Origin of the sequence: Micromonospora sp. BQ11, assembly GCF_052068135.1 — a bacterium.
Lineage (GTDB): Bacteria > Actinomycetota > Actinomycetes > Mycobacteriales > Micromonosporaceae > Micromonospora.
In genome coordinates, this window is record NZ_JBQHDB010000005.1 from 289,589 (window position 1) to 315,508 (window position 25,920).

The following is a 25,920-nucleotide window of genomic DNA, read 5'->3' on the forward strand; positions in this document are numbered from 1 at the left end:
GGCGTCGATGTGGCACCCGGGCCTCGTGGACGTCGTCTACGCCACCGTGGCCGGGGCGCTGCTGTCGACCGCCGTCGTCGCGGCCCGCGCCGGGTCACCCCACCGCACACCCAGCCGTACCGCGCTGGTCGCCGCCGTCGGCACGCTCGGCGTCTCGTTCCTGGTGCAGTCACCGGCGGCGCGCGGCGTGCAGAACCATCTCGTCGCCGACCTGGGCCAGCTCACCGGCAACGGGACCTCGCTCGTGGCGGCCTACGCGCTGCGGGTCATGGTGCTGCACGTCCGGTACGACCGGGACACCGCCGCCGCCCGGGCACGACGCTGGCTCGTCGCGCTGGTCGTCGCGTTCGTCGCGATGACCGTGCTCTTCCTCGCCACACCCACCGTGCCGGGCCGCTTCACCTCCCCCGACGCGCCCGCCGGTGTCGTGGCCTACTACCTGATCTTCACCAGCTACCTCGGCGCCACCCTGGTCAGCCTCGCCCTGCTGCTCGGCCGGTACCTCGACACCGCCGGCGGCCGGTGGTCGCGGCTGAGCCTGCACCTGCACCGCGCCGCCTGCGTCGCCGGCCTGATCTACCTGGCCGGCCGAGTGGTCGCGCTGCTCGTCGGCCGGCCGCGCCTTGAGGGGTCGGGGCAGCGGTTCAACCTGATCGAGCTCGGCGTCACCATCCTGATGCCAGCCGTCGTGGCGGTGCTGTTCCTGCTCGGGGTCCTGATCGGACGCGGCGAGCGGTGGCTGCGCCACCGGCGCGCGTACCGACGGCTGCGTCCGCTGTGGGAGGCGGCGCGGGCGGCCCGGCCGCACGCGGTGCTGCCGGTGACCGGTGGTGGCGCCCGGCTCCGCCTCTACCGTCGGATCATCGAGATCCAGGATGCGCAGCTGGCCGCCGCGCAGGTGCTCGACGCGGCGCAGCGGCGGCGGATCGACGGCGCCATCGCCGGGGCGGCGCTGACCGGCGAGTCCGCCGCGGCGGTCCGCGAGGCCGCGCTCCTCGCCGCCGGCCTGGCCGTCCTGCGCGATGGGCGGGCGGCGGGCGGCGACGGCGGCCCGGTCACCGGGGCGGCCGACCAGGAGGTGGACCTCTCGGCCGCGGTGGCCCGGCTGGAACGCGTCAGCGCGGCGTGGACCGGGTCCCCCGTGGTCCACCGGCTCGCCGCTCCGCCGGAGCCGGCCAACCCGCGCTGACCCCTCACGGGTCCAGCGTGTGCCGCAGGCGTTCGAACACGACGCCGTCCCGGCCGCCACGGGGTGCTCCGGCGCCGAGGGATCGCGCCATGATGAGCGAGGCGACGAGTTCCGCCTCCCGCTCCTGGACGTCGTCGTAGACCGACCGCCGCAGCACCGACCGCACCATCGCCGGGTCGAGGTCGGGCAGCAGAGCGGTCAGGGCGGCGTCCGTCAGGGACGGGTCACCCGCGCCACCGGCCAGCACGTGCCCGACCTCGTGCAGGACGATGTGGTCGCGGTGGTTGGGCGGAACGCCCTCGGGGTAGCCGATGACGTCCCGGTCGGGCAGCGCGAGCCACAGGCCGCAGATGCCCGGCGGCAGTTCCCCGGCGGTCAACGGGAAGAGGGTGACCGGACGGCCACCCCGGTGTCGCCGCCACCGGTCGAGGAACTCGCCGAGGTCGAACGGCACCGGGATGCCCACCGTACGGTCCAGCCGGTCCACCAGCCGGGCGCAGCGTCGGAGGGACCCACGGCCACCGCGCAGTCGCACACCCACGTCGCCTCCGGGTCAGGTGATCCCCCCGACCACTCTAGGTAGGCGGCGCGGGATCGGCACGGCGGTGCGACCAGGGGACGTCACCCGGCCGACGATCAACGACCGGCCGGCGGGTCGCGCCGACGCCGTCGGCAACACCAGCACGTCGGCGGTGACCACCAGGGCCACCGCCGTCATCAGGGCGGTCATCCGCCGCCCTCGTCCGGACACACTCGCCACGTCGCCTCCCTCCGGCCCGGCCGACCGCATGTCGACCCTCACCCGGGGGCTGGCGGCACCGACCCCACGGGGCCCTACACGGACATGTGTAGGGCCCCGTGCGGGGTGACCGCCCGGAGGCGGCCGGCCGGTGTCAGTGGGCGTGGTCGTGCTCCTCGTCGTCGAGGAACGAGTGCTCGTCGAGGCGACCCACCAGCCGGTCGTCCACCGCCGGCTGGAACGGGCCGACCGGGTCGTCGTCGTCGAAGGACTCCAGGTCGACCGGCGTGCCGACCTCGCTGACCATCACGACGCCGTCCAGCGGCTCCAGCTCCGGGACCTCCAGGGCACCCAGGGACCCGTCACCGCTCTGCAGCAGCTCGAGCACCGCCTCGCCGACGCCCTCGACCGGGGCCACCTCGTCCTCCTCCGGGGCGCCGGCGCGCCGGGCGGCCTCGGCCACCTGGATCAGCGCCGAGACACTCGGCACCCGGTAGTCGCGCCGCTGGCGCACCGAGATGACCCGCGGGTGCGGGTCGGTGGGCTCCACACCCTCGCCGCCGAAGCGCCGGTCGGCCTCGTCCGGGTCGATCGCCTCGACATCCCACGGGGTGACCTCGCCGAAGGCGTCCATCAGCTGCTCGTCGTAGGCGTAGGAGGCGTTGTTCAAGGCGACGTACGCCTGCCAGACGTCGTCGTCGTCGATGCGACCCTGCGCGGCCCGGACGGCGGCCAGGTGGTGACGGGCCGCTTCGATGACGCGCTCGAGGGCGGCGTCCAGCTCACCGTGCTGGTCGGTCATGTGCGTGAGTCCCTTCGGGTGGGCGTGCCGTGCCGGGATGGAGACGCCGGACGGGGGCTAGCAGGTGCGCAGGAACCGGTCGAGAACCCGCACGCCGAACTGTAGTCCGTCGACCGGAACGCGCTCGTCGATGCCGTGGAACAACGCGGAGAAGTTCAGGTCCGCCGGCAGCCGCAGCGGCGCGAAACCGAAGCAGCGGATGCCCAGCTGCGAGAACGCCTTCGCGTCGGTGCCGCCGGAGAGCATGTACGGCACCGGGCGGGCGCCCGGGTCCTCGGCACGCAGCGCGGCCGACATCGCCTCGACCAGGTCGCCGTCGAAGGTGGTCTCCAGCGCCGGCTGGCGCTGGATGTACTCGATGGCGATGTCCGGGCCGACCAACTCACGCAGCTGCCGCTCCAACAGCTCCGACTGGCCGGGCAGACTGCGGCAGTCGATGGTCGCGGTGGCCCGGCCGGGGATGACGTTGTCCTTGTAGCCGGCCGCGAGGCGGGTGGGGTTGGCGGTGTTGCGGATGGTCGCGCCGATCAGGTTGGCGATCGGGCCGAGCTTGGCGATGGCGATCTCCGGGTCCTCCGGGTCCAGCTCGATGCCGAGCAGGTCGGAGACCTCCTCCAGGAACGCCCGTACGGTGTCGGTCACCACCACCGGGAAGCGGTGCCGGCCGATCCGGGCCACCGCCTCGGCGAGCGCGGTCACCGCGTTGTCGTCGTGCACCATCGAGCCGTGCCCCGGACGGCCCCGGGAGTGCAGCCGCAGCCAGTCGATGCCCTTCTGGGCGGTCTCGATCAGGTAGAGCCGCTGGGTGTCGCTGACCGAGTACGAGAAGCCGCCGACCTCGCCGATCGCCTCGGTGCAGCCGTCGAAGAGGTCCCGGTGGTGCTGGGTCAGGAAGTGCGCCCCGTAGTCGCTGCCCGCCTCCTCGTCCGCGGTGTACGCGAGCACGATGTCGCGGGGCGGGCGTACACCGGTGCGCTGCCAGTGCCGCACCACGGCGAGCACCATCGCGTCGAAGTCCTTCATGTCGATCGCGCCCCGGCCCCACAGGTAACCGTCGCGCAGTTCGCCGGAGAACGGGTGCACCGACCACTCGTCGGCGTCGGCGGGCACCACGTCGAGGTGACCGTGCACGAGCAGCGCGCCCCGGCCGGGGTCGGTGCCGGGGATCCGGGCGACGAGGTTGGCGCGGCCGGGCGCGGACTCGTGGATCACCGGCTCCACGCCCACCTCGGCGAGCTTCTCCGCCACGTACTCCGCGGCCCGGCGTTCGCCGACGCTGGTGTCGTTGTCCCCGGTGTTGGTCGTGTCGATCCGGAGCAGGTCGCGGCAGAGGTCGACGACCTCGTCGGTGGGTACGGAGTGGGCGGAGGCGGCGTCGCTCGTCATCGGTTCTTCATACCAGCCGGCCGGCTCCGGCAGCGCGCCCCGCCGGCCCCCGGTTTCGCCGATCGCGCGGCCGGGTACCGGCGGTCGCGACCGACTCCCCCACCGCACCGCCCGCCACACCGAGGAGGGCACCATGACCGTTCCCCTGCCGCCGCTGCCGCCCACCGGCCACGACGACACGTTCCGGCCGGCCGGACGCAGCGTCGCCGACATCGTCGACGCCGAGCACCGGCAGTTGCGGGAGCTGGTGGGACGGCTCACCGATCCGGACCCGGAGCCGGCGCCGGAGAACGGCCCGACCGTGCTGACGGCGGCGCTGTCCCGCCACCTGTCCGCCGAGGAGCAGTACCTGCTGCCCGCCGTGCGCGCCGCGCTGCCGGACGCCGCCGCTCGGGTCGACGCGGTGATCGAGGCGGACGCCGCCCTGCTGGCCGCCCTCCGGGACCTGCCCGCGCAGGGACTGGCCGACGTGGCCGCCCGCGTCCACCGGCACACCGACGAGGTCGGCGCGCTCGTGGCGGCGCTGCGGGAGGTGGCCAGCGCGGAGGAGCTGATCCGGCTGGGCAACCGGTTGGAGATCGCCGAGGAGGCCGCACCCACGCGACCGCACCCGGGCACTCCGGCGACCCCGCCGTGGAACCGGATCGTGGAGCCGGCGGTGGGCGTGGTCGACAAGCTGCGCGACGCGGTGACCCGGCGCCCCACGTACCTGAAGGATCTGACGGAGCCACCGGCCGGCGGTGCGTGACCGGACACACTCATATCGGGAATCGTTGATCCCTCGAACCCCTTCCGCCGGCCGCGTGATGGGCCCTACCGTCACGTTATGAATCTGGAGCTGCGACACCTGCGGGTCGTCTGCGCGATCGCCGAGACGGGGAGCGTGACCAAGGCGGCCTCGGCGCTGGGCCTCGCCCAGCCGGCGCTGACCGCCCAGCTCCAGCGCATCGAGCGCACCCTCGGCGGCCCGCTGTTCGAACGCGACCGCCGCGGCGCCCGGCCCACCGCCCTCGGCGAGCTGGTGCTCGCCCGGGCCCGGGTCCTGCTGCCGGCGATGAAGGGCCTCCAGGACGAGGCGGCCCGGCTGGCCGGTGCCGGGGACGCGCCGCGGCGGTACCGGTTCGGCGGGGTCAACAGCCCGATCCTGGGCCGGCTGGTGCACCGGCTGGCCGCCGAGCAGCCACCGGCCCAGATCACCACGCACGCCTCGTGGTCGGCCGACGAGCTGGCCCAGTTGGTCTCGGGTGGTCGCCTGGACTTCGCGCTCACCGGCGTCTGCGGCGACTCGTCCCCGTCGGCGGAGTTCGGGCTGATCTGGAAGGAGGTGTCGATCGACCCGGTGCACGTGCTGCTGCGGGAGGCGCATCCGCTCGCCGGCCGGGAGGAGATCGCCCTGGCGCAGCTCCGCCACGAGCAGTGGGTGGCGGCGCCGGGCGACGGTTGTTTCGGCGACTGCTTCGCCGCCGCGTGCGCCCGCGCCGGGTTCACCCCCCGCAAGGTGTACGAGGCCGACGTCCGCGGCTGCCTCGACCTCGTGGACGCCGGCGAGGCGATCGCGCTGTGCCAGGCCACCTTCCGGCCGGTCGCTGGCCTGGTGACCCGGCGGCTGGCCGGGATCCCGCTGCGCTGGCGGCTGATGCTCGGCTGGCACCCGGACTCCCCCGCCGCCGCGATCGCCGACCTGGTGCTGGAGTCGGCGCTGGCCGCGTACACCGACTCGCTGGCGGCGCATCCGGAGTACCTGGCCTGGCTGCTGCGCAACCCGAACTTCGGGGTGCGGCAGCCCTCCGGCGTCTGACGACGTCTTCCGCCGGGTCACCCGGAAGGCGCGAATGTTCCTCTTTGGACATTGATCACCTTTCGCCGCGCCCACCCAATACTTTCGGTTGGAAGATGCAAAAGTAGCGACGCAAAGTTCGGAACTTTGCTTTACACGACGATGAAGCATGCCTAATGTTCGATTTCACGGTCGTCGATCGTCGCGAGGTGACGCGGATGGCGGATGACATCGGATCGCAGGACCAGATCCTGCTCGGCATGTACGGCATCGACAAGAGCTTCCTCGGCGTACCGGTCCTGCACGACGTGCGACTGGAGTGCCGCCGGGGCGAGATCCACGCCGTGATGGGCGAGAACGGCGCGGGCAAGTCCACGCTGATGAAGATCCTCGTCGGCGTGTACCAACCGGACGCCGGGCGGATCGAGCTCGACGGGGCACCGGTGCGCTTCCACCACCCCCGGCAGGCACTGGCCGCCGGCGTGAGCATCGTCCACCAGGAACTCAACCTGCTACCGGAGCGCACGGTCGCGGAGAACATCTTCCTCGGCCGGGAGCCCCGCCGCCGCGTCGGCGTCGACCGTACGGCGATGGAGCGGGACGCCTCCCGGCTGCTGGCCGCACTGCACGCCGACGACGTGATCTCGCCGCGCGCCCTGGTCGGGCGGCTGCCGGTGGCCCAGCAGCAGCTGGTGGAGATCGCCAAGGCCCTGTCCTTCCGGCCCCGGGTGCTGGTCCTGGACGAACCCACCGCGGCCCTGTCCCCGCACGAGGTGGACGCCCTCTTCGACCGGATCCGCCGGTTACGCGCGGACGGCCTGACGGTCCTGTACATCTCGCACCGGCTGAAGGAGATCTTCGACCTCACCGACCGGATCACCGTGCTCAAGGACGGGCGGCGGGTCGACACGGTCCGCACCGCCGAGGTGGACACCCGCCGGCTCGTGCACCTGATGGTGGGCCGCGACCTCGACCACTACTACCCGCCCCGGGCGACACCGGAGCGTCTCGGTGAGGTTCGGCTGTCCGTGCGCGGCGCCGGCGCCGGGCTGCTCCACGACATCGACCTCGACCTGCGCTCGGGTGAGATCGTCGGGCTGGCCGGCCTGGCCGGTTCGGGCCGGACCGAGCTGGCCCGGCTGCTCTTCGGCGCCACCCGGATGACCCGGGGCCGCCTGGAGGTCGACGGGCGGCCACGCCGGCTGCGCTCCCCCCGACACGCCATCCGCTGCGGCATCGGGCTGCTCACCGAGGACCGCAAGAGCGAGGGGTTGGTGCTCCAGTTGTCCGTCCGCGACAACAGCCTGCTCGCCGTCCGCGCGCTCGGCCGTGGCGCCACCCGGCGGGTCGGGCTCGGCGGTCTGCTCGACCGGGTCGACCTGCGCGGCTCCACCGCTCGGGAGGTCCGCTACCTCTCCGGCGGCAACCAGCAGAAGGTGGTGCTGGCCCGGTGGCTCGCGACCGGGGCGCGGGTGCTCATCTTCGACGAGCCGACCCGGGGCATCGACGTCGGCGCGAAGGCCAGCATCCACGAGCTCATGCGGGAGCTGGCGGAGGCCGGCGCGGCGATCCTGATGATCTCCTCCGAGCTGCCCGAGGTGATCGGCATGGCCGACCGCATCGTGGTGCTGCGGCAGGGAACCGTGGCCGGCGTCCTGCCGGCCGGCGCGAGCGAGGCGGAGATCATGCTGCTGGCCACCGGCGAGCCCGACCGTACCGGCGTCGGTGTGGGCGCGGTCGCGGACGGCGGTGCGGCATGACCACCTCCACGTTGTCGCCGTCCGCCCCGCTGCGTCTGGCCGGTCCGGGTACGGGCGCGTCCAGCGCACCGGTCTGGCTGGTCTTCGGTGGGGTCTTCGCGGTGGCCTGGCTGCTCGTCGAGCTCAACGGCGGCCAGTTCATGACCGTGGACAACCTGCAGAACATGGCGGTCCGGTCGGTCGCGCTGGGTCTGGTCGCGGTGGGTCAGACGATCGTGCTGATCGGCGGCTCCCTGGACCTGTCGGTCGCGTACATGGTCAGCGTGACGGCGGTGAGCGCGTCGTTCGTCATGCAGGGCGACCCGGACCGCATGGCGCTGGGCGTCGCGGTCACCCTGGCGCTGGGCGCGGGCGTGGGCCTGGTCAACGGCCTCGTCATCACTCGGCTGCGGATCAACGCGTTCATCGCCACCCTCGGCACCTCCCTGGTGATGAGCGGGGTCCTCAACGCCCTGTTCACCAACTTCACCGGCTCGGTGCCCCGGGAGTTCCAGGCGCTGGGCTACAACGCCCTGGGTCCCGTGCCGGTGGCGGTGCTCCTCCTGCTGGCGGTGGTCGCCCTCGCCTGGTACGGGTTGCGCCGGACGCGTTTCGGCTACCACCTGTACGCCGTCGGCGGCAGCGCCGAGGTGGCCCGGCTCTCCGGGGTGCGTACCGACCGGGTGGTGGTCACCGCCCACGTGCTGTGCAGCCTGACCGCGGTCCTGACCGGGTTGTTCCTGGTCAGCCGGCTGCGCTCGGGGGCACCGTGGGTCGGCCCGGACGGCGGGTACGACCTCGAGTCGATCGCGGCGGCCGTGGTGGGCGGCACCGCCCTGGCCGGCGGTCGCGGGACCGTCGCCGGCACCCTGGCCGGTGTCCTCATCCTCGCCGTGGTCGACCAGGTGTTCAACGAGTTCGAGGTGAACGCCTTCCTCAAGACGCTGATCCGCGGCGTGATCATCGTCGGGGCGGTGGCGCTCTACGCGCTGCGCAACCGGCGCGACGAGGAGGTCTTCTGATGACGGTGACCGCCCCGCCGCCCACCGAGGCGGCGCCGGAGCGGCCGGCCTCGCGGGCCTGGCGGTTGCTGCGGGCCGTACCTCCGATCTGGCTGGTGCTCGTCGCGGTGATCGTGCTGATCGCCTGGCGGAACCCGACGTTCGTCGAGCCGGTCCCGTTCCTGGCCTTCCTGCGCAGGTGCGCGCCCCTGGCGGTGCTCGCCGCCGGTCAGGTCTTCGTCATCATCGCCGGCGAGTTCGACCTCTCGGTCGGCGCGCTGGTCACCGCCGTGGTCGTGGTGGCCGCGCGGCTCTCCGACGGAGATCCCGGCAACACGTGGTGGCTCATCCCGCTGCTGCTCGCCGGTGGCGCGCTGGTGGGCCTGGTGAACGGCCTGGTCACCACCCGGCTGCGGGTGCCCTCCTTCATCGCCACGCTGGGGATGCTGCTGGTCCTCAACGGTGCGGTCTTCCTCTGGTCCGGCGGCGCACCGCGCGGGTCGCTGGCCGACAACTTCCGCCAGTTCGGCCGCTTCGGGGTGGAGGTACCGGGGCTGGGTCAACTGCCGTACGCGGTGCTGGTCCTGGTGGCCCTCGGCGTCGGCCTCTGGCTGCTGCTGTCACACACCCGTTTCGGTCACCAGGTCTACGCCGCCGGTGGCAACCCGCGCGCCGCCGCCCTGTCCGGGGTCGACGTACGACGGGTCCGCACGGCGGCGTTCGTCATCTCCGGTCTGTCGGCGGTGGTCGCCGGGGTTCTCCTCGGCGGCTTCACCGGGGTCACCGCCGAGGCCGGTGTGGGTTACGAGTTCCAGGCCATCGCCGCCGTCGTGCTCGGCGGCGCGGTGCTCGGTGGGGGCCGCGGCAGCGTCGGCGCCGCCCTCGCCGGCGCGCTCACCCTGCAATCGGTGTTCACCCTGCTCAACCTTCTGGGCCTGGCCAAGTCGCTCCGTGACGCGGTACAGGGCCTGATCATCATCGGCGCGGCCGCGTACGCCGCCCACCGGCTGCGCCGGTCCGGCTGACGCCGCGCCGCCACCCGTCGCGAGGGAGAAGCCATGAGACATCCACTGCGGACCCGGCTGGCGGTGTGCGGCGCCGCGGCGCTGCTCGCCGCCGGCTGCACCTCGACCGCACCCGAGGAGGGCGGCGACGACGGCCCGGCGGGCAGCGGCACCGGCCAGCAGTCGTCGTTCTTCGTCCAGGCCGACTACGACGAGCAGATCGCCCAGCGCTCCGTCACCCCCACCGGGCCGGCCGACCAGCCCTGGCTGCAGGCGATCAACCCGCAGCTCGTCGACACGGCGAAGTACAAGAAGGCCGGCAAGCACACCATCTGCTTCTCCAACGCCGGGGTCAACAACCCGTGGCGGGTGGTGGGGTGGACCACCATGCAGGCCGAGGCCAAGCTGCACCCGGAGATCGCCGCCCTGACCGCGGTCGACGCGGAGGGCAAGGACGACAAGCAGATCAGCGACATCGACGGTCTGCTGGCCAGCAAGAAGTGCAGCGCCCTGATCGTCTCGCCGAACACCACCGCCGCCCTCACCCCGGCGGTGGAGAAGGCCTGCCAGGCCGGCCTGCCGGTGATCGTCTTCGACCGGGGCGTCAACACCGACTGCCCGGTCACCTTCATCCACCCCATCGGCGGGTACGCCTTCGGCGCGACCGCGGCGGAGTTCCTGACCGACAAGGTCAAGAAGAACGGCAAGATCCTCGCGCTGCGCATCCTGCCCGGCGTCGACGTGCTGGAGACGCGCTGGGCGGCGGCCAAGGTGATCTTCGACAAGGCCGACGTGGACGTGGTGGGGGTCGAGTTCACCGACGGCGACGCCGCCAAGGTCAAGACGATCGTCAACGACTACCTGGAGCGCCACGGCAGCATCGACGGTGTCTGGATGGACGCCGGAGCCACCTCGGTGGCGGCCGCCGAGGCGTTCGAGGACGCCGGCCAGAAGGTGCCGGTCATCACCGGTGAGGACCAGCAGGACTTCCTGCGGCTGTGGCAGGAGAAGAAGCTCACCGCCGTCGCCCCGACGTACCCGACCTACCAGTGGCGTACGCCGATCCTGGCCGCCCTGGACATCCTGGCCGGCAAGCAGGTGCCCAAGGAGTGGGTGCTCCCCCAGCCGACGATCACCGACGAGAACCTCGGCCAGTACGTGCTGCCGCAGCTCCCGCCGCTGCACTACGCGCTCTGCGGCTGCGAGAAGATGCCCGGCTTCCCGCAGAACTGGGGCGGCAACCAGTAGCCCGTGGCGGGCGCGGGCGGACCTCGTCCGACCCGCGCCCGCCCCGTCCGGCGCGTCCGGACCCCCGGACGCGTCCCGACCGACCACGAGGAGCGACGTGCACCCCATCGGCGCGAACACCTGGATCTGGGTCTCGCCCCTGACCGACGCCCGGCTGGCCGTGCTGGCACCGCGGATCCGGGAGTGGGGCTTCGACGTGATCGAGCTGCCGGTCGAGTCTCCGGGCGACTGGGACCCGGACCGGGCCGCCGACCTTCTCGCCGGCCTGGGGCTCGGCGCGACCGTCTGCGCGGCCATGTCCGCCGACCGTGACCTGGTGACCGACGACGAGGAGGTGGTCCGTCGGACCGGGGACTACCTCCGGCACTGCGTCCGGGTGGCGGCCCGGGTGGGCGCCGGCGTGGTCGCCGGTCCGATGTACGCCCCGGTCGGCCGGACCTGGCTGCTCGACGCCGACGCCCGCGCGGCGACGGTCCGGACGCTGCGCGACCGGCTCCGACCGCTGGCCGAGGAGGCGGCCGGAGCGGGTGTGACGCTCGCCGTGGAGCCCCTGAACCGGTTCGAGACCAGCCTGCTGAACACCACGGAGCAGACCCTGGAGGTGGTCGACGGCATCCCCGCCCTGGGGATCGCCCTGGACACGTTCCACATGAACATCGAGGAGCGCGACATCCCGACGGCGATCCGGACCGCGGGAGACCGGCTGGCGCACGTCCAGGTCTGCGCGAACGACCGGGGTGCGCCCGGCAACGACCATCTGGACTGGACGGGCATCATGGCGGCGCTGCGCGACGTCGGCTACGGCGGGCCGCTGTGCATCGAGTCGTTCACGGCGGAGAACCGCACGATCGCCACGGCGGCGGCGATCTGGCGTCCGTTGGCGCCTACCCAGGACCAGTTGGCCACGAGCGGCCTGGCGTTCCTGCGGGCGCTGCTCGCCCGGTCGGCCGCATCGACGGGGGCCTGAGCCTCCGCAGCCGGAAGCCGGGTGGGGTCTTCCCCGCCCGGGGGTGACGCCTGTTCATCCCCATTTACATTTCTTTTTACGGTGATTTCACAATTACTGAAAAGCACGTTGACTGATGTCGATATCAGGAGCACGGTTCTCCATGGAGCAGGAGGTGGCGCCGGCACGGGCCGACGTCACCGGCGAGCGCGGGGGTGACCCCATTCGGCGGCGCGTCGCGCCCTCCGCCCCGGCTCTCGCCCGGGCGGACACCGGCACCCGTGGTCCCCGAAAGGAGGCGGCATGCGCCGCCGACATCTCGCTCCGGTAGCCCTCCTCGCGCTGCTGCTGTCCCTGTTCGTCGTACCGGCCGCACCGGCCGCCGCCGCCCCCTTCCGTGCGCTGCTGTTCAGCGAGACGGCGGGGTACCGGCACGACTCCATCCCCGACGGCGTGGCGATGTTCAACGACCTCGCCGCCCAGCACGGCTTCACCGTGGTGCACTCCGAGGACTCCACCGTCTTCAACCCGGCCAACCTGGCCACCTTCGACGTGGTGATCATGTTCCAGACCTCCGGCATGGTGTGGGACAACGACGCCCAGCGCCAGGCCCTGCAGAACTACGTGGCCGGCGGCGGCGGCATCGCCGCCATCCACAACGCCACCGACATGGGCATCGAGAGCTCCTTCCCCTGGTGGGACGACTTGGTCAACGCCGGGGCGCACATGCCCGAGCACTCCCCCGGCGTGTTGCCGGGCACCGCGCACGTCGCCGACAAGGCGCACCCCTCCACCAGCGGACTGCCCGACCGGTGGCAGCGCAGCGAGGAGTGGTACAACTTCGACGCCAACCCCCGCGGCGACGTCCACGTGCTGGTCACCGCCGACGAGCGGACGTACAACCCGGGCAGCCGGGCGATGGGCGCCGACCACCCGATCTCCTGGTGCCGGGAGGTGGGCGCGGCCCGGGTGTGGACGACCGCGATGGGCCACCCCAAGGGCGCCTACGCCGAGGCCTTCTTCCGCCAGCACGTGCTCGGCGGGGTGCAGTGGGCGGCCGGGGTCGCCGCCGGGGACTGCGGCGGGACCGTCTGGGGCAACTTCGAGAAGGTGTCGCTGGACCAGAACACCGTCGACCCGATGGCCGTCGACGTGGCGTCGGACGGCCGGGTCTTCTACGTCCAGCGCGGCGGCCAGGTGAAGATCTTCAAGCCGACCACCAGCACGACCGTCACCGCCGCCACCCTGCCGGTGTACACCGGCGGCGAGGACGGCCTGATCGGCATGGCGCTGGACCCGAACTTCGCCACGAACAAGTGGATCTACCTCTACCACTCGCCGCAGGCCAGCCCGACCGACATCAACCGGCTGTCCCGGTTCACGGTCACCGGTGACAGCCTCGACCTCGCCAGCGAGAAGGTGCTGCTCGACGTTCCGGCCTACCGGGACCGGACCCACCCCGAGCCCGGCCACACCGGCGGCTACCTCGCCTTCGGGCCGGGCGGCAACCTCTACCTGTCCACCGGCGACGACAGCCCGCCCAACTACGACCCGGCCTGGCAGGGGTACGCGCCGCTGGACTGGCGGCCCGGCAAGAGTTTCCTGGACGCGGCCCGCTCCTCCGGCAACACCAACGACCTGCGGGGCAAGCTGCTGCGGATCCACCCGGAGTCGAACGGGACGTACACCGTCCCGAGTGGGAACCTCTTCACCCCCGGCACGGCGAAGACCCGGCCGGAGATCTACGCGATGGGCTTCCGCAACCCGTTCCGCTTCTCCGTCGACCCGGTCAGCGGCTGGGTCAACCTGGCCGACTACGGCCCCGACCGGGGCGGGCCGGCCACCAACCGGGGCCCGGAGGGCCTGGTGGAGCTGAACGTCATCAAGCAGGCCGGAAACTTCGGCTGGCCGTTCTGCCACGGCAACAACCAGCCGTACGCGCCGTACAACCCGGACACCGGGGTGGTCGGGGCGAAGTTCGACTGCGCCAACCCGGTGAACAACTCCCCCAACAACACCGGCCTGACCACGCTGCCGCCGCTGGTGCAGCCGCAGATCTGGTACGGCTACGGCGCCTCGGCGCAGTTCCCGGAGATGGGCTCCGGCGGGTCGGCGCCGATGGGCGGCCCGATCTACCGGTACGACGCGGCCAACCCGTCGCCGACGAAGTTCCCGGCCTACTACGACCGGGTGCACTTCTTCTACGAGTGGTCCCGCAACTACGTGCAGGAGATCCACTTCGACAACGCCGGCGGCCTGGTGAAGATCAATCCCTTCCTGCCCGGGGGCAACTTCGTCAAGCCGATGGACATGCGCTTCGGCCCCGACGGCTCGCTCTACCTGCTGGAGTGGGGCTCCAACTTCGGCGGCGGCAACAACGACTCCGGCCTCTACCGGATCGACTACGTGAGCGGCGGGCGGGCGCCCGTGGCGAAGGCCACCGGCACCCCGACCAACGGCACGGCCCCGCTGACCGTGCAGTTCTCCAGTGCCGGCTCCGCCGACCCCGATCCCGGCAACACGATCAGCTACGCGTGGGACTTCGACGGCAACGGCAGCACCGACTCGACGGCGGCGAACCCGTCGCACACGTACACCACCAACGGCAACGTCACCGCCAAGCTGACCGTCCGGGACAACACCGGGCGCAGCTCCTTCGCCAACGTCCCGATCACCGTCGGCAACACCGCCCCGACGGTGACCATCACCGGCCCGCCCAACGGGGGCATGCTCGACTTCGGCCAGCAGGTCGCCTACACGGTCACCGTGACCGACCCCGAGGACGGCACGATCGACTGCACGAAGGTGCTGGTCAACCCGGCGCTCGGGCACGACGACCACGAGCACGGCACCACCGACTACCCGGGCTGCTCCGGCACGATCGCCACCGACCTGCTCGGCGGCCATCCCGACGGAGCGAACCTCTTCTACGTCCTCAACGCCCGCTACCAGGACAAGGGAGCCAACGGCGTCGCGGCGCTCACCGGGTACGGAAAGGCGGTGCTGCAACCCAAGCACAAGCAGGCCGAGTTCTTCACCTCCCAGTCCGGGATCCGGGTCATCGACCAGGCCGGCGCGGAGAGCGGAAAGCGCATCGGCGACATCAGCGGCGGCGACTGGATCATGTTCGACCCGATGAGCCTCCAGGGCATCACCACGGTCAGCTTCCGGGTCTCGTCGCCGTACGGTGGGGGCAGCATCGAGCTGCGGGCGGACTCGCCGACCGGCCAGCTCCTGGCCACCCAGGCGGTGCCGAACACCGGCGGTTGGGACTCCTACCAGCAGCAGCCGGCGGTGAACGTGGCGGCGCTGGCCGGCACCCACAAGCTCTACCTGGTCTTCCGGTCCACCCAGAACAACGCGTTCGACCTGGACTCGATGACCTTCGGCGGGGCCGGCGTCGGCACCACGCCGACCGGGATCGCCGGGAAGACGTACACCCTGACCGCCCAGCACAGCGGCAAGCTCGCCGACGTGTCGGGCGTCTCCACCGCCGACGGCGCGCTGGTGCACCAGTGGACGGCGACCGGTGGCGGCAACCAGCGGTGGCAGGCGGTGGACGCCGGTGGCGGAGCGGTCACCCTGCGGGCCGTGCACAGCGGCAAGTGCCTGGCCGTGAGCGGCGGCTCCACCGCCGCCGCGGCGCAGGTGGTGCAGCAGACCTGCGGCACCGCCACCAGCCAGCAGTGGCAGGCGGTCGCCACCACCACCGCCGGGGTGTACGACCTCAAGGCCCGACACAGCGGGCTCTGCCTCGACGTCAACGGCAACTCCACCGCCGACGGCGCCCAGTTGATCCAGTGGACGTGCAGCGGCGCCGCCAACCAGCGGTGGCGGTTGACCACGGTCGGCTGAGCGGCACCTCGCCGGCAAAGCCCGGCCGGTGGCGGTGCGAACCGCCCCCGGCCGGGTATCCCGGACACCATGACGGACCTCTACCCTGCCGCCGACGACCGGGAGATCCTCCGGCAGGCGGCCGCCACGCACACCGCCGCCGCCCGCGACGTCGAGACGTTCCTGCGTCGCGTGCCGGACGTACCCGACCCGGCCGACGTCGCCGAGTACGCCAACCTGCTCACCCGCGAGGAGCGGGCCCGCACCGACCGGGAGGCCGCCGCCGACGCCGTCGGCCTCACCATCGGCAGCATCGAACCCGACCAGGGCTGACCCCACCACCCCACCCACCACCCACCTCGCCCGGTCGATCATGACGTTGTTGTCGCCGCGCACGGCGTGTCGCGGCGACAACTTCATGATCGACCGGGGTGGGGCGGGGCGGGGCGGAAGGCCGGCCCCCGAAGGGGGCCGGCCGGGGCGGGTCAGCGCTCGACGAGGGGGTCGTGGCCCAGGTCGAGCAGCGAGTGCCGCCACTCGTCGTCGGCGTTGCCGCGCGGTGGCTTCGCGTCCATCAGGGACTCGATGCGGTCGACCGCGTCGCGCATCACCTCGATGTCCTCCGGCGTGAGATCCACCTTGCGCTTGGTCAGGACCTTGAGGATCTGCCGGCCGGGCTCGGGCAGGTCGAGGTCCGGGTTCGGGCCGAACGACTCCTCTCCGGAGCCCCGGGTCAGCAGCCACTGCCGCAACTGCGCGGACGGCACGTTCACCTGGGCGTGGAAGTCGTCCCAGAGCACGTCCACCTCGGCGTCGACTCGCTTCTCGCGTACCATCAGCCCTCCTCTCGCCGGCGGCGTTCGGACGCCGCCGGGTCCCGCTCGTCGGTCTGCCGGCCCGGCCCCTCCGGCGGCACCTGCACCCGGGCGGGGTTCGCCGTCGGCGGCGCCACGATCGGCTCAGTGCGTTCGGCGCTGTCCTGGGTCTCCTCGGGTTCGGTCATGTGCCCCTCCCGGGTCATCGGGGATGCGACGTGGACGCCGCGGTGTGACCGCGCTCGCCCGTGGCCACGTCGAAGGCGAGCTGGCCGTCGCGGGCGTCCACGGTGACCTTCTGCCCCGGCGAGACGGTGGATTCGAGCAGCATCCGGGACAGGTGGTTGTCCACCTCGCGCTGGATGACGCGGCGCAGCGGCCGGGCGCCGAACTCCGGCTGGTAGCCGTGCTCGGCCAGCCAGTCGGTCGCGGCCGTGGTGAACTCGACCCCGATGTCCTGGGCGTGCAGCCGGCGACGGGTCTCCTCGAGCAGCAGACCGGTGATCTGGCGGAGCTGCTCGGCCTCCAGCCGACGGAAGATGATGACCTCGTCGACGCGGTTGAGGAACTCCGGGCGGAAGTTCTCCTGGAGGCGGCGCATCAGCCGCTCGCGCAGCTCGTCGCTCTCCCCGCCGCCGCCCTCGCCGGCGCCGAAGCCCACCGCCCGCTGGGTGCCGGTGATCAGTTCCGAGCCGAGGTTGCTGGTCATGATGAGCACCGTGTTCTTGAAGTTGACCGTCCGGCCCTGACTGTCGGTGAGCCGCCCCTCGTCGAGCACCTGGAGCAGGATGTTGAACACGTCCGGGTGGGCCTTCTCGATCTCGTCCAGCAGCACCACCGCGTACGGGCGGCGCCGCACCGCCTCGGTGAGCTGCCCGGCCTCCTCGTAGCCGACGTACCCCGGCGGCGCGCCGACGAGACGGCTGACCGTGTGCCGTTCCTGGAACTCGCTCATGTCCACCCGGACCATCCGGTCGGCCTCGCCGAAGAGCGCCTCGGCCAGTGAGCGGGCCAGTTCGGTCTTGCCGACGCCGGTCGGGCCGAGGAAGAGGAACGAGCCCATCGGGCGGTTCGGGTCGGCCAGGCCGGTACGCGAACGGCGTACCGCCTCGGCGACGGCGGTGACCGCCTCGTCCTGACCCACCACCTTCTCGTGGAGGTGGCCCTCCAGGCGCAGCAGCCGGTCCCGTTCCTCCTCGGTGAGCTGGCTGGCGGGGATGCCGGTGGCCCGGGACACCACCTCGGCGATCTCCGGCGGCCCGACGTGCGGCACGTGCGAGGCGTCGGGTCCGTCGCCCTGCGCCCGCCGGATCTGGTCCTCCAGCTCGGCGAGCCGGTCCCGCAGGGAGGACGCCTTCTCGTACTGCTCGTCGGCGACGGCCTGCTCCTTGTCCCGGCGTACCTCGTCGAGCTGGTTCTCCAGCTCCCGCACGTCGGCCGCCGGGGTGCGGGTGCGCAGTCGGACCCGCGCGCCGGCCTGGTCGATCAGGTCGATGGCCTTGTCCGGCAGGAAGCGGTCGGTGACGTACCGGTCGGACAGTTCGGCGGCGGCGACCAGCGCCTCGTCGGTGAACCGGACCTGGTGGTGGGCCTCGTAGCGGTCGCGCAGGCCGCGCAGGATCGCGACGGTGTCCTCGACGGTCGGCTCCGGCACGTACACCGGCTGGAACCGGCGGGCCAGGGCGGCGTCCTTCTCGATGCTGCGGCGGTACTCGTCCAGCGTGGTCGCGCCGATCACCCGCAGCTCACCCCGGGCCAGCGCGGGCTTGAGCATGTTGGAGGCGTCCATGCCGCCCTCGCTGCCCGCCCCGCCCGCGCCCACCAGGGTGTGGATCTCGTCCAGGAAGATGATCAGCTCCTCGCGGTGGGCGCGGATCTCCTCGATCACCTTCTTCAGGCGCTCCTCGAAGTCGCCGCGGTACCGGGTGCCGGCCACCAGCCCGGCCAGGTCGAGCTGGATGACCCGCTTGCCGAGCAGCGTCTGCGGCACGTCCCCGTCGCAGATCCGCTCGGCCAGACCCTCCACGATTGCCGTCTTGCCGACGCCGGCCTCACCGATGAGCACCGGGTTGTTCTTGGTCCGCCGGGACAGGATCTCCACGGCCTGCTCGATCTCGTCGGCCCGGCCGATCACCGGGTCGATCTGGTCCATCCGCGCCAGCTCGGTGAGGTCCTGCCCGTACTGGTCGAGGGTGGGGGTGCCCCGGTCCGGCTTCGGGCCGGTCATCGGCCCGCGCTCGGCGTTGGCCGCCTGCAACGACTCGGGCTGGATGCGGCCCGCGGCGAGCATCCGGCCGGCCGGCGACTCCGGGTTCAGCGGTAGGGCCATGAGGATGTGCTCGGGGCCGATGTAGTTCGCGCCCATGGCTCGGGACAGCTGGTGTGCGTCGAGCAGCGCCCGCTTGGCCGCCGGGGTGAGCGACAGGTTCGCCGGCACCTCGCCCCCCGGTGCGCCGTCGCCGCGCCCACCGAGGGCGTTGACGAGGGTGTCCGGGTCGGCGCCCGCCCGCCGGACCAGGTCGCGCAACGGCTCCCGTTGCAGGGCCGCCCAGAGCAGGTGGTCGGTGTCCAGGTCGTTGCTCTGCCTCTGGGCCGCCCGCCGGGCCGCGTCGGCCAGCATCTCCCGGGCGTCGGCGGTCATCAGGCGCGTGATGTCGACCCGGTGCGCGGGCCGCCGGCCACCCTCGCTCCGGCCGAAGTACCGGGCCAGGAACTCGTCCCACGGATCGGAGCCGAAGTCGCCGGGTCCCATCATGTCTGTCCTCCGCTGCTCGGGCGCGCCACGGTCGGCAGGGGCTACCCGGCGGTCGGCCCGACAAACGCCGTCGCGGCGCGCGGGGGCGTGCCGTCCGGATCCGGCGCGACGGTGGCAGGCTGGCGGCATGGACGCGACACCGCTGCTCATCGTGGACGCCGCCAACGTCGTCGGATCACGGCCCGACGGCTGGTGGCGGGACCGGGCCGGCGCCACCGCACGCCTGCGCGACACGCTGGTCCCGGTCGCCACCGACGGCGTGCCTCCGGAGCTGCCGCCGCCGGCGGAGGTCGTCCTGGTGGTGGAGGGGGCGGCGCGGGACGTGCCCTCGGTGCCCGGAGTCCTGGTGGTCGCGGCGCCCCGCTCGGGCGACGACGCGGTGGTGGAGTTGGTCGTGGCCGCGCCGCAGCGTCGCCGGCTTGTCGTCACCGCCGACCGTGAGCTGCGGGAACGTGTCACCGCACAGGGCGCCGAGGTGTACGGCCCGCGCTGGTTGCGCGACCGGGACATCCACGGCCGGGAGTCCCATTAATCGGACTCCCAGCACTTCCGGGTTGCAACCGGTCAGTGAGGTAGGAACGTGACAGGGCGGATGTTTGCTCGCTCAGGCGGATAGGCTCTAATGGAGACCTCCCCGCCCCCAGGAGGTTCCGCCGTGGCGAGCGTCGCCGAGCTCAAGGCAGCCATCGATGTCGCGCTCCAACAGATCGGCGACGGCCAGAGTGCCGTGCAGGCGGCCGGCGAGAAACTGGCCGAGGCGCAACAGACCCTCGCCGGTGCGCTGGAGGGCAGCGGGCACGAGACCGTCGAGGCGGCCCAGGCGTCGCTGACGCAGGCCAGCCAGGAGCTGGAGGAATGCCTCGCCGCGACACTCGTCGCGGTCGAGCAGGCCCAGCTCTACGTCGCGACCCTCTGAGCCCGCCGTGTCCATCGTCGAGGATCTCGGCGCCCACGTCCGGGCCGCCGCCGACGAGCTGCCGCTGGGGCAGCTCGCGCAGGCCCTGGAGAAGTTCGGGCAGGCCGCCGAGCGGCTGCGCTGGGTGCGGCAGGAGTCGGCCGACCCGATGGGGGTTCCGGAGCTGTCGGCGGCCACCGAACACGCGGAGACTGCCGGGTACGCGCTGCGCGTCGCCCAGGAGCAGCTGTCGGCGTACCTGGCGGCGATCGGGCTGGCCCCCGACGGCGCCCCCGCTCCCCGCGGCGAGCAGGAGCAGCGGCGACCGGCGCACGACGCGCCGCGGGAGGCGGCACCGGCCGCACCCGCTTCCCCGGACGCCGGCCCGGCCACCGCGCCGCGCTGGTGGGCGGTGCGGGTGGCGGAGCTGACCGGCGGGTCGGAGGGTCCGCCGGCAGCGCCCGACGAGACCGTACGCGACTCCGGCGAGCTGCTGCGACGGGTCGTGTCCGGGGTGCGGGCCGGCGACCGGGACCGGCTGCACGCCGAGCTGCGGCGGGCGCACGCCGACGTCGGCCTGGGCCTGGCCGCGGTGGCCCCGCCCCTGCTGCGCGAGCTCGCCGGTGAGCTGCTCGGGCATCCGCCCCGCGCCGACGACCTTCCCCGGCTGCGCCGGGAACTGGACGGCCGGGTCCGCGACCTGCTGCCCGGCCTTCCACCGCCGGTGCTGGACACCCTGCTCACCCGGGTCTGCCGGATGCCCCCGCCCCGGCGGGGGGAGGCCGAGCAGCCGCACGCCGCCGACCCGGCGGTCACCGCCGGCGTCCTGGCCGGCGTGCTGCTCGACCGCCTCGGCCGGGACCTGCCCGCCGAGGCGGAGCGGGAGCGGCAGGAGACACAGGCACGGCAGCGCCGGGAGGACACCGAGCGCCGGGACCAGCACGACGCGGCACGCGAGCGGGACGCCGTCCGCCAGCGCGACGCGGCCTGGGAGCGGCGGGCCGCGGCGGCCCGGGAGCAGGCGGTCGCCGCCCGGCGGCGGCTGGCCACGACCCGCGAGCGGGCAGCCGAGGTACGCCGGGACGCAGCCGCGCCACACCGTCGGGACTCCGATGGCTGACCGGCGCACGCAGCTGGTCACCCGGGTCCGGGGAATGCTCGGCGAGGCCCTCGGGTCGACCCGGACCCGGCTCGGCACCGCTCAGGAGGAGCTGACCGCCGCACGGGAACGGCTGGCCCGGATCCGGCGGGCCGCCGACGCGGTACCGGCCCGGGTCGGCGCGGAACGCGACCGGCGGCTCGCCGACATCGACGGCCGGCACGCCGCCCGCCTGGCCGAGCTTGCCGCCCGGGCGGCAGACGCGGCCCGTCGGGAGGCACCCGGCGCCGCCTCCGCCGACTGGGCGGAATGGCGGCCCACCCCGCCGACCAGAGCCGAACCGCCGGGCGCGCTCCGCGTCGGCACGGTGGCGGTCGCCGCCGACGAACCGGTGCCGGCGCTGGTGCCGCTCCTCGACGCCGGGCACGTCCACCTGTCCGGCGAGGACCGTCGGGGCACCGAGGCCGTGGTGTCGGCGCTGCTGTTGCGTGCCGTCGGTCGCGCCGAGCCCGGCCGCGTACGCCTGGTGGGGTACGACCCGGAGCATCTGGGCGGCGGGCTCGCGGGGTTCGCGCCGCTCGGCACCGCCGGGCTGCTCACCTTCGTCGGACCGGGTGGTCTCGGTCGGTTGCTCGACGATCTGGTCGAGCAGATCCGCCGGATCAACGAGACGGTGCTGGCCGGTGAGTACGGTTCGCTGCGGGAGTTGGCCTCCGCGACCGGCCGCCGGCCGGAGCCGTGGCGGGTGGCGGTGCTGCTCGGCGGCGACGAGCTGTCCCGGCACGAGCGCGGCCAGCTCGACCGGGTGGTCCGCACCGGGGCGGCGTGCGGGGTGCACCTGGTGGTGCGCGGCATGTCGCTGCCGGACGACCCGACGGTGACCCGGGTCCGGATGGAGCCGGGCGGCGCCCGCGTCGTCGACCTGCCGGTACGCCTCGACCCGCCGCCCCCGGCGACGCTGGTCACGGAGACCTGCCGCGAGGTGGCGGCCCGGGTGAACGCCGGGCCGGCGCCCACCCCGTTCACTGACCTGCTGCCGCCGGCCGACGCGATGTGGCGGGAGGACTCGGCGCACGGGCTGACCGCCCCGATCGGCGAGAGCCCACAGGGCCGACCCGTGCTGCTGACCCTCGGCGACTACCCGCCGCACGCCCTCATCGGCGGTCCCTCCGGCACCGGCAAGACCAACCTGATCTTCGCCTGGATCGGGGCGCTGGCCTCCCGCTACTCCCCGGCGGAACTGGAGTTCTACCTGCTGGACTTCAAGGAGGGCGTGTCGTTCGCCCGGTTCGCGCAGGGTCGCCGCGACCCGAGCTGGCTGCCGCACATGCGCCTGGTGGGCATCAACGTCAACACCGACCGGGAGTTCGGCCTCGCGCTGCTGCGGTTCCTCGCCGAGGAGCTGCGTCGGCGGGCCGACGCCGCCAAGAAGCACGAGGTCACCAAGCTCGCCGAGCTGCGGGCGGTCGACCCGACCGGGCACTGGCCCCGGATCGTCGCCGTGGTCGACGAGTTCCAGATGCTGCTCGCCGGCCGGGACGCCGTCGCCCGGGAGGCGGCCGACCTGTTGGAGGACCTGGCCCGGCGTGGCCGGTCGCAGGGCATCCACCTGGTCCTCGCCTCCCAGGACGTCCGCGGCATCGAGGCGTTGTGGGGACGGCCGGCCCTGGTCGCCCAGTTCACGCTGCGCATCGCGCTGCCCAAGGCGCTGCGCATCCTCGCCGAGCGCAACGATGCCGCCCAGTCGCTGCCCCGCCACCACGCGGTGGTCAACGCCGAGTCCGGCATGGCCGAGGGCAACGAGGTCGCCCGCATCCCGTCGGCCAGCGACTGGGACACGTGGAGCGACCTCCAGCACCGGTTGTGGCGGATGCGCCCGCCGGACGCCGCCCCCGCCCGGCTCTTCGACGGCGACGCGATCCCCCGGCTCGCCGACGCCCCCGACTTCCAGGCGCTACAGGCCCCGGACACGGGGACGCTGCGCGCGCCGGTGGCGCTGCTCGGCGAGATCATCGACGTGCAGTCCCGGTCGGCGGCGCTGCGGCTGCCCCGGGCACCGGGGCGGAACCTGGCGGTGCTGGGCACCCGGGTGGACGAGGCGTGCGCGGTGCTGGACGCCGCCGCCCGGTCGCTGGCCCGGCAGCACCGGCCGGGCGGCGCACGGTTCTCCATCGCGTGCCTGGACCAGGACGCCGACCCGATCGCCCGGTCGCTCTACGAGGACCTCGCCGACGACGCCGCCTGGTACGACGAGGAGACCGTCGCCGAACTGGTGGCCGAGACCGCCGACGGGCTGGGCGCGCCCGGCGCCACACCGCACTACCTGCTGCTGTTCGCGGTCGACGCGGCCGCCGGCGCCCTCGCCGCACGCGTCGGCGGGCGGACCGGCCTGGAGCAGCTGCGCCGGATCCTGCACGACGGACCGGAGCGGCGCACCCATGTGCTGGCCTGGTGGCGGGGCGTGGCCCGGATGCGCGCCGACCTGGGCGGGCCGGCGGCCCGCACCGACCAGATCGGAGCGTGGGTGGCGCTGGACACGCACGGTGGGGAGCTGGGGTCGTCGCTCTACCCGGGCACCGGCGGACCGGACTGGTACCCCCGCCCGTGGCGGGGCCTGTTCTTCGACCGGGCGGTGCACCGCACCGGGCAGACGATCATCCCCTATGGTCCTGCGCGATGAACGAACCGGTGACGAGCGAGTCGTACGCGGCACAGATCCGGCGGCTCGCCGACCTGACCGCACGGGTGCGCGCCCAGCGGGCCGAGGCGCACGCCTGGTACGAGCAGCAGTGCGCGGCGGCGCGGCGCGCGGTGGACGAGGCGCAGGCGCAGGTGGGCGCCGCCGAGCGGGAGCTGGTGGACGCCCGGGAGGCCCAGGAACGCGTCGACGCCGAGGCCAACCAGGTGTGGCAGGAGCTGCGGGGTCTCCTCGGGGGAGGTCGCCGGCTGGGCGGCCCGCCCGCCCCGACGCCGGGGGCGACGGGTGACCCCACGCTGCTCCTGGCCGGTGCCCGGGACCTGCTGCGGCGCACCGGACAGCCCGGTGACCTGCCGGGCTCGGTGAACCCGTTGCTCGCGCTCTGCGGGATCGGGGGCGCGTTGGCCGCGTACGCCCTGGGGAGCGCGGCCCGGGCGGCGGGTGACCGGTACGGCGGCGACCTGGCGGTCGGCCTTCCGGTCCTCGCCCTGGTGGTCACGCTGCTGGGGCCGCTGGCCGGGCTGGTGCCGGCGAAGGTCCTCGCCGACCGCCGGCACGCCGTGCTCGGACCGCGCCCGGTGGCGGTGGTCCTGGTCGCCGGCGTGGTGACGACGATCCTCCTGCTCACGGTGTAAGGAAGGGCCCCTTCTTAACGCGAGGCGTTAAGAAGGGGCCCTTCCTTACACCCGGTCAGGCGGGGACGGCGACCGCCTCGCGCAGGAGGCGACGGGCCAGGGTGACGCGGTCGGCGTCGTCGTCGAGGCCGGGCAGGTCACCGACGCGGGTGACCTCGCCGGCGAGCAGGGCACGCACGGCCGGCTCGCAGGTGCCGGGCAGAGTGATCGTGCGGTCGAAGATCCGCAGGGCGACCTTCTCCCCCGCCGGGACGAGCTGCCAGCGCAGGCCGGGACGCGGGGCGATCCGGCTGTCGGCGTGCAGTGCGGCGAGGGCGTCGGCCTGGGCCAACGGGCGGATCGGCGCGGGCCGGGCGGCCGGCCAGGCGCGCTGGCGCAGCCGGGCGGCGACGGCCGCCGGATCGGCGCGCAGCAGCCAGTCGCGCAGCGCCTCGACGGTCTCGGTGAGTTCCGGTTCGATGGCGTCGGCGTCGGACACGTCCACCCCGAACGGCAGGGTCGCCCGCAGCCGCTGGTCCTCCGCCGCGAGGGCGAGCAGCTCCTCGACCAGCGCGTACCGGGTCAGCGCACGGATGCCGACGGTCAGGTGCAGCGAGCTGGACTCCTGCGCCTGGGCGCTGTGCAGCCACCCTCGGGGCAGGTAGAGGGCGTCGCCGGGGGCGAGCACCACGTCCAGCGCGGGCGCGCCCTCGGCGGTGGCCGAGACCTCGTCGGCCCGCCCGCCCCAGGGCTGCTTCTCCAGCGGATCGGGCAGCACGGGTGGGTGGATCCGCCAGTGCTTGCGGCCGTCGACCTGGAGCACGAACACGTCGTGGGTGTCGTAGTGGGTGGCGAAGCCCTGGCTGCCGGCCGGCGTCAGGTAGGCGTTGACCTGCAACGGCTGCCCGAGCGCGGTGCCGAGGTCACGGGCGAAGTCGATGAGCGCCGGCCAGGTGCGGTGCAGCCCCTGCAGGACCAGGGTGGCGCCGCCGGCGTACAGCTCCAGGACGCGCTCGTCGAGGACCTGGTCGCCGATCTCGGCGCCCGCGCCACCGCCGCCGGTGTAGCGCGCCGCCGGCAGGAGCGCGCCGTCGCGGGCGATGCGCAGGAAGGGGGTACGCAGACCGCGCCGGCTCAGCAGTTCGTCGGCGTCGGCGGGGCTGAGCAGGTCGGTGAAGCCAGCCGGGTTAGGCAGCTCGTCGGCCCGTGACAGCAGGGGCGTCCGTCCCCAGTGGGCCGTGGCGAACTTGCCCGGCTCGACCGACACGCAACGGGCCAGAGCGGCGGTGGCCTCCGACGAAGCCGCCGGGCGGCCGTGGTGGCCGCCCGGCGGGTCGATGTGCGTCACGGCGATCCGTCAGGAGGCGCTGCCGTCGGCG

Annotated in this window: 24 protein-coding genes; 16 read left to right on the plus strand and 8 right to left on the minus strand. The window is 73.5% G+C overall.

Annotated features, from left to right (window positions below; genetic code table 11):
• Window positions 1–7: 7 nt before the first annotated feature.
• A complete protein-coding gene (locus ACTMSW_RS13440) occupies window positions 8–1,189 on the plus strand; it encodes an MAB_1171c family putative transporter (protein WP_441180917.1) in 1,182 nt (393 codons plus the stop codon).
• A 4-nt stretch (window positions 1,190–1,193) separates the two neighbouring features.
• On the opposite strand, the gene ACTMSW_RS13445 is transcribed toward ACTMSW_RS13440, so the two are convergent.
• The 4 genes from ACTMSW_RS13445 to ACTMSW_RS13460 form a co-directional block, all read right to left on the minus strand.
• Window positions 1,194–1,730, minus strand: coding sequence for a hypothetical protein (locus tag ACTMSW_RS13445; RefSeq protein WP_441180918.1), 537 nt, complete (start codon window positions 1,728–1,730; stop codon window positions 1,194–1,196).
• 12 nt (window positions 1,731–1,742) lie between these two features.
• Window positions 1,743–1,949, minus strand: a complete 207-nt coding sequence (locus tag ACTMSW_RS13450) for a hypothetical protein (protein WP_441180919.1) — start codon at window positions 1,947–1,949, stop codon at window positions 1,743–1,745.
• Between the two features lie 133 nt (window positions 1,950–2,082).
• Window positions 2,083–2,730 carry a hypothetical protein gene (locus ACTMSW_RS13455; protein WP_441180920.1) on the minus strand — a complete coding sequence of 216 codons (648 nt, stop codon included), beginning with the start codon at window positions 2,728–2,730 and terminating at the stop codon, window positions 2,083–2,085.
• Window positions 2,731–2,787: 57 nt separating this feature from the next.
• Window positions 2,788–4,116 carry a M20/M25/M40 family metallo-hydrolase gene (locus tag ACTMSW_RS13460; RefSeq protein ID WP_441180921.1) on the minus strand — a complete coding sequence of 443 codons (1,329 nt, stop codon included), beginning with the start codon at window positions 4,114–4,116 and terminating at the stop codon, window positions 2,788–2,790.
• Between the two features lie 133 nt (window positions 4,117–4,249).
• Between ACTMSW_RS13460 and ACTMSW_RS13465 the strand changes: the two genes are divergently transcribed.
• From ACTMSW_RS13465 to ACTMSW_RS13510, 10 genes are all read left to right on the plus strand, one after another.
• The gene (locus ACTMSW_RS13465) at window positions 4,250–4,864 is read left to right on the plus strand and encodes a hemerythrin domain-containing protein (protein ID WP_441180922.1); all 615 of its coding nucleotides are present in this window, start codon (window positions 4,250–4,252) and stop codon (window positions 4,862–4,864) included.
• A gap of 78 nt (window positions 4,865–4,942) precedes the next feature.
• Window positions 4,943–5,914 carry a LysR family transcriptional regulator gene (locus ACTMSW_RS13470; protein ID WP_441180923.1) on the plus strand — a complete coding sequence of 324 codons (972 nt, stop codon included), beginning with the start codon at window positions 4,943–4,945 and terminating at the stop codon, window positions 5,912–5,914.
• Between the two features lie 197 nt (window positions 5,915–6,111).
• Entirely contained in the window at window positions 6,112–7,653 is a 1,542-nt protein-coding gene (locus tag ACTMSW_RS13475) for a sugar ABC transporter ATP-binding protein (RefSeq protein ID WP_441180924.1), read from the plus strand.
• Window positions 7,650–8,654, plus strand: coding sequence for an ABC transporter permease (locus ACTMSW_RS13480; protein WP_441180926.1), 1,005 nt, complete (start codon window positions 7,650–7,652; stop codon window positions 8,652–8,654). The genes ACTMSW_RS13475 and ACTMSW_RS13480 overlap by 4 nt, the downstream gene beginning before the upstream one ends.
• Complete coding sequence (locus ACTMSW_RS13485; protein ID WP_441180927.1) at window positions 8,654–9,658, plus strand: ABC transporter permease; 1,005 nt, start codon at window positions 8,654–8,656, stop codon at window positions 9,656–9,658. Before ACTMSW_RS13480 ends, ACTMSW_RS13485 begins: the two co-directional genes overlap by 1 nt.
• A 33-nt stretch (window positions 9,659–9,691) precedes the next feature.
• Window positions 9,692–10,885, plus strand: a complete 1,194-nt coding sequence (locus ACTMSW_RS13490; RefSeq protein WP_441180928.1) for an ABC transporter substrate-binding protein — start codon at window positions 9,692–9,694, stop codon at window positions 10,883–10,885.
• A gap of 97 nt (window positions 10,886–10,982) precedes the next feature.
• Window positions 10,983–11,852 (plus strand): sugar phosphate isomerase/epimerase family protein, encoded by an 870-nt coding sequence (locus tag ACTMSW_RS13495; protein ID WP_441180929.1) that lies wholly within the window; start codon window positions 10,983–10,985, stop codon window positions 11,850–11,852.
• Between the two features lie 142 nt (window positions 11,853–11,994).
• A complete protein-coding gene (locus ACTMSW_RS13500) occupies window positions 11,995–12,162 on the plus strand; it encodes a hypothetical protein (RefSeq protein WP_441180930.1) in 168 nt (55 codons plus the stop codon).
• On the plus strand, window positions 12,135–15,686 hold the full coding sequence (locus tag ACTMSW_RS13505) for a ThuA domain-containing protein (protein ID WP_441180931.1): 3,552 nt from the start codon (window positions 12,135–12,137) through the stop codon (window positions 15,684–15,686). The genes ACTMSW_RS13500 and ACTMSW_RS13505 overlap by 28 nt, the downstream gene beginning before the upstream one ends.
• A 69-nt stretch (window positions 15,687–15,755) precedes the next feature.
• The gene (locus ACTMSW_RS13510; protein WP_441180932.1) at window positions 15,756–15,998 is read left to right on the plus strand and encodes a hypothetical protein; all 243 of its coding nucleotides are present in this window, start codon (window positions 15,756–15,758) and stop codon (window positions 15,996–15,998) included.
• Window positions 15,999–16,150: 152 nt separating this feature from the next.
• On the opposite strand, the gene ACTMSW_RS13515 is transcribed toward ACTMSW_RS13510, so the two are convergent.
• From ACTMSW_RS13515 to ACTMSW_RS13525, 3 genes are read right to left on the minus strand one after another with little or no spacing between them, the layout of a single operon-like run.
• Complete coding sequence (locus ACTMSW_RS13515) at window positions 16,151–16,501, minus strand: DUF3140 domain-containing protein (protein WP_441180933.1); 351 nt, start codon at window positions 16,499–16,501, stop codon at window positions 16,151–16,153.
• A complete protein-coding gene (locus ACTMSW_RS13520) occupies window positions 16,501–16,668 on the minus strand; it encodes a hypothetical protein (RefSeq protein ID WP_441180934.1) in 168 nt (55 codons plus the stop codon). Before ACTMSW_RS13520 ends, ACTMSW_RS13515 begins: the two co-directional genes overlap by 1 nt.
• 14 nt (window positions 16,669–16,682) lie before the next feature.
• On the minus strand, window positions 16,683–19,235 hold the full coding sequence (locus ACTMSW_RS13525) for an ATP-dependent Clp protease ATP-binding subunit (protein WP_441180935.1): 2,553 nt from the start codon (window positions 19,233–19,235) through the stop codon (window positions 16,683–16,685).
• A 127-nt stretch (window positions 19,236–19,362) separates the two neighbouring features.
• Between ACTMSW_RS13525 and ACTMSW_RS13530 the strand changes: the two genes are divergently transcribed.
• From ACTMSW_RS13530 to ACTMSW_RS13550, 5 genes are all read left to right on the plus strand, one after another.
• On the plus strand, window positions 19,363–19,767 hold the full coding sequence (locus ACTMSW_RS13530) for a hypothetical protein (RefSeq protein ID WP_441180936.1): 405 nt from the start codon (window positions 19,363–19,365) through the stop codon (window positions 19,765–19,767).
• 123 nt (window positions 19,768–19,890) lie between these two features.
• A complete protein-coding gene (locus ACTMSW_RS13535) occupies window positions 19,891–20,151 on the plus strand; it encodes a hypothetical protein (RefSeq protein WP_250797911.1) in 261 nt (86 codons plus the stop codon).
• Window positions 20,152–20,158: 7 nt separating this feature from the next.
• On the plus strand, window positions 20,159–21,250 hold the full coding sequence (locus tag ACTMSW_RS13540) for a hypothetical protein (protein WP_441180937.1): 1,092 nt from the start codon (window positions 20,159–20,161) through the stop codon (window positions 21,248–21,250).
• On the plus strand, window positions 21,243–23,909 hold the full coding sequence (locus ACTMSW_RS13545) for an FtsK/SpoIIIE domain-containing protein (RefSeq protein WP_441180938.1): 2,667 nt from the start codon (window positions 21,243–21,245) through the stop codon (window positions 23,907–23,909). The genes ACTMSW_RS13540 and ACTMSW_RS13545 overlap by 8 nt, the downstream gene beginning before the upstream one ends.
• Window positions 23,906–24,562 carry a hypothetical protein gene (locus ACTMSW_RS13550; protein ID WP_441180939.1) on the plus strand — a complete coding sequence of 219 codons (657 nt, stop codon included), beginning with the start codon at window positions 23,906–23,908 and terminating at the stop codon, window positions 24,560–24,562. Before ACTMSW_RS13545 ends, ACTMSW_RS13550 begins: the two co-directional genes overlap by 4 nt.
• A 55-nt stretch (window positions 24,563–24,617) precedes the next feature.
• Here ACTMSW_RS13550 and ACTMSW_RS13555 read toward each other — a convergent pair whose 3' ends face one another.
• Entirely contained in the window at window positions 24,618–25,889 is a 1,272-nt protein-coding gene (locus tag ACTMSW_RS13555; RefSeq protein ID WP_441180940.1) for a cupin domain-containing protein, read from the minus strand.
• Between the last annotated feature and the right edge of the window lie 31 nt (window positions 25,890–25,920).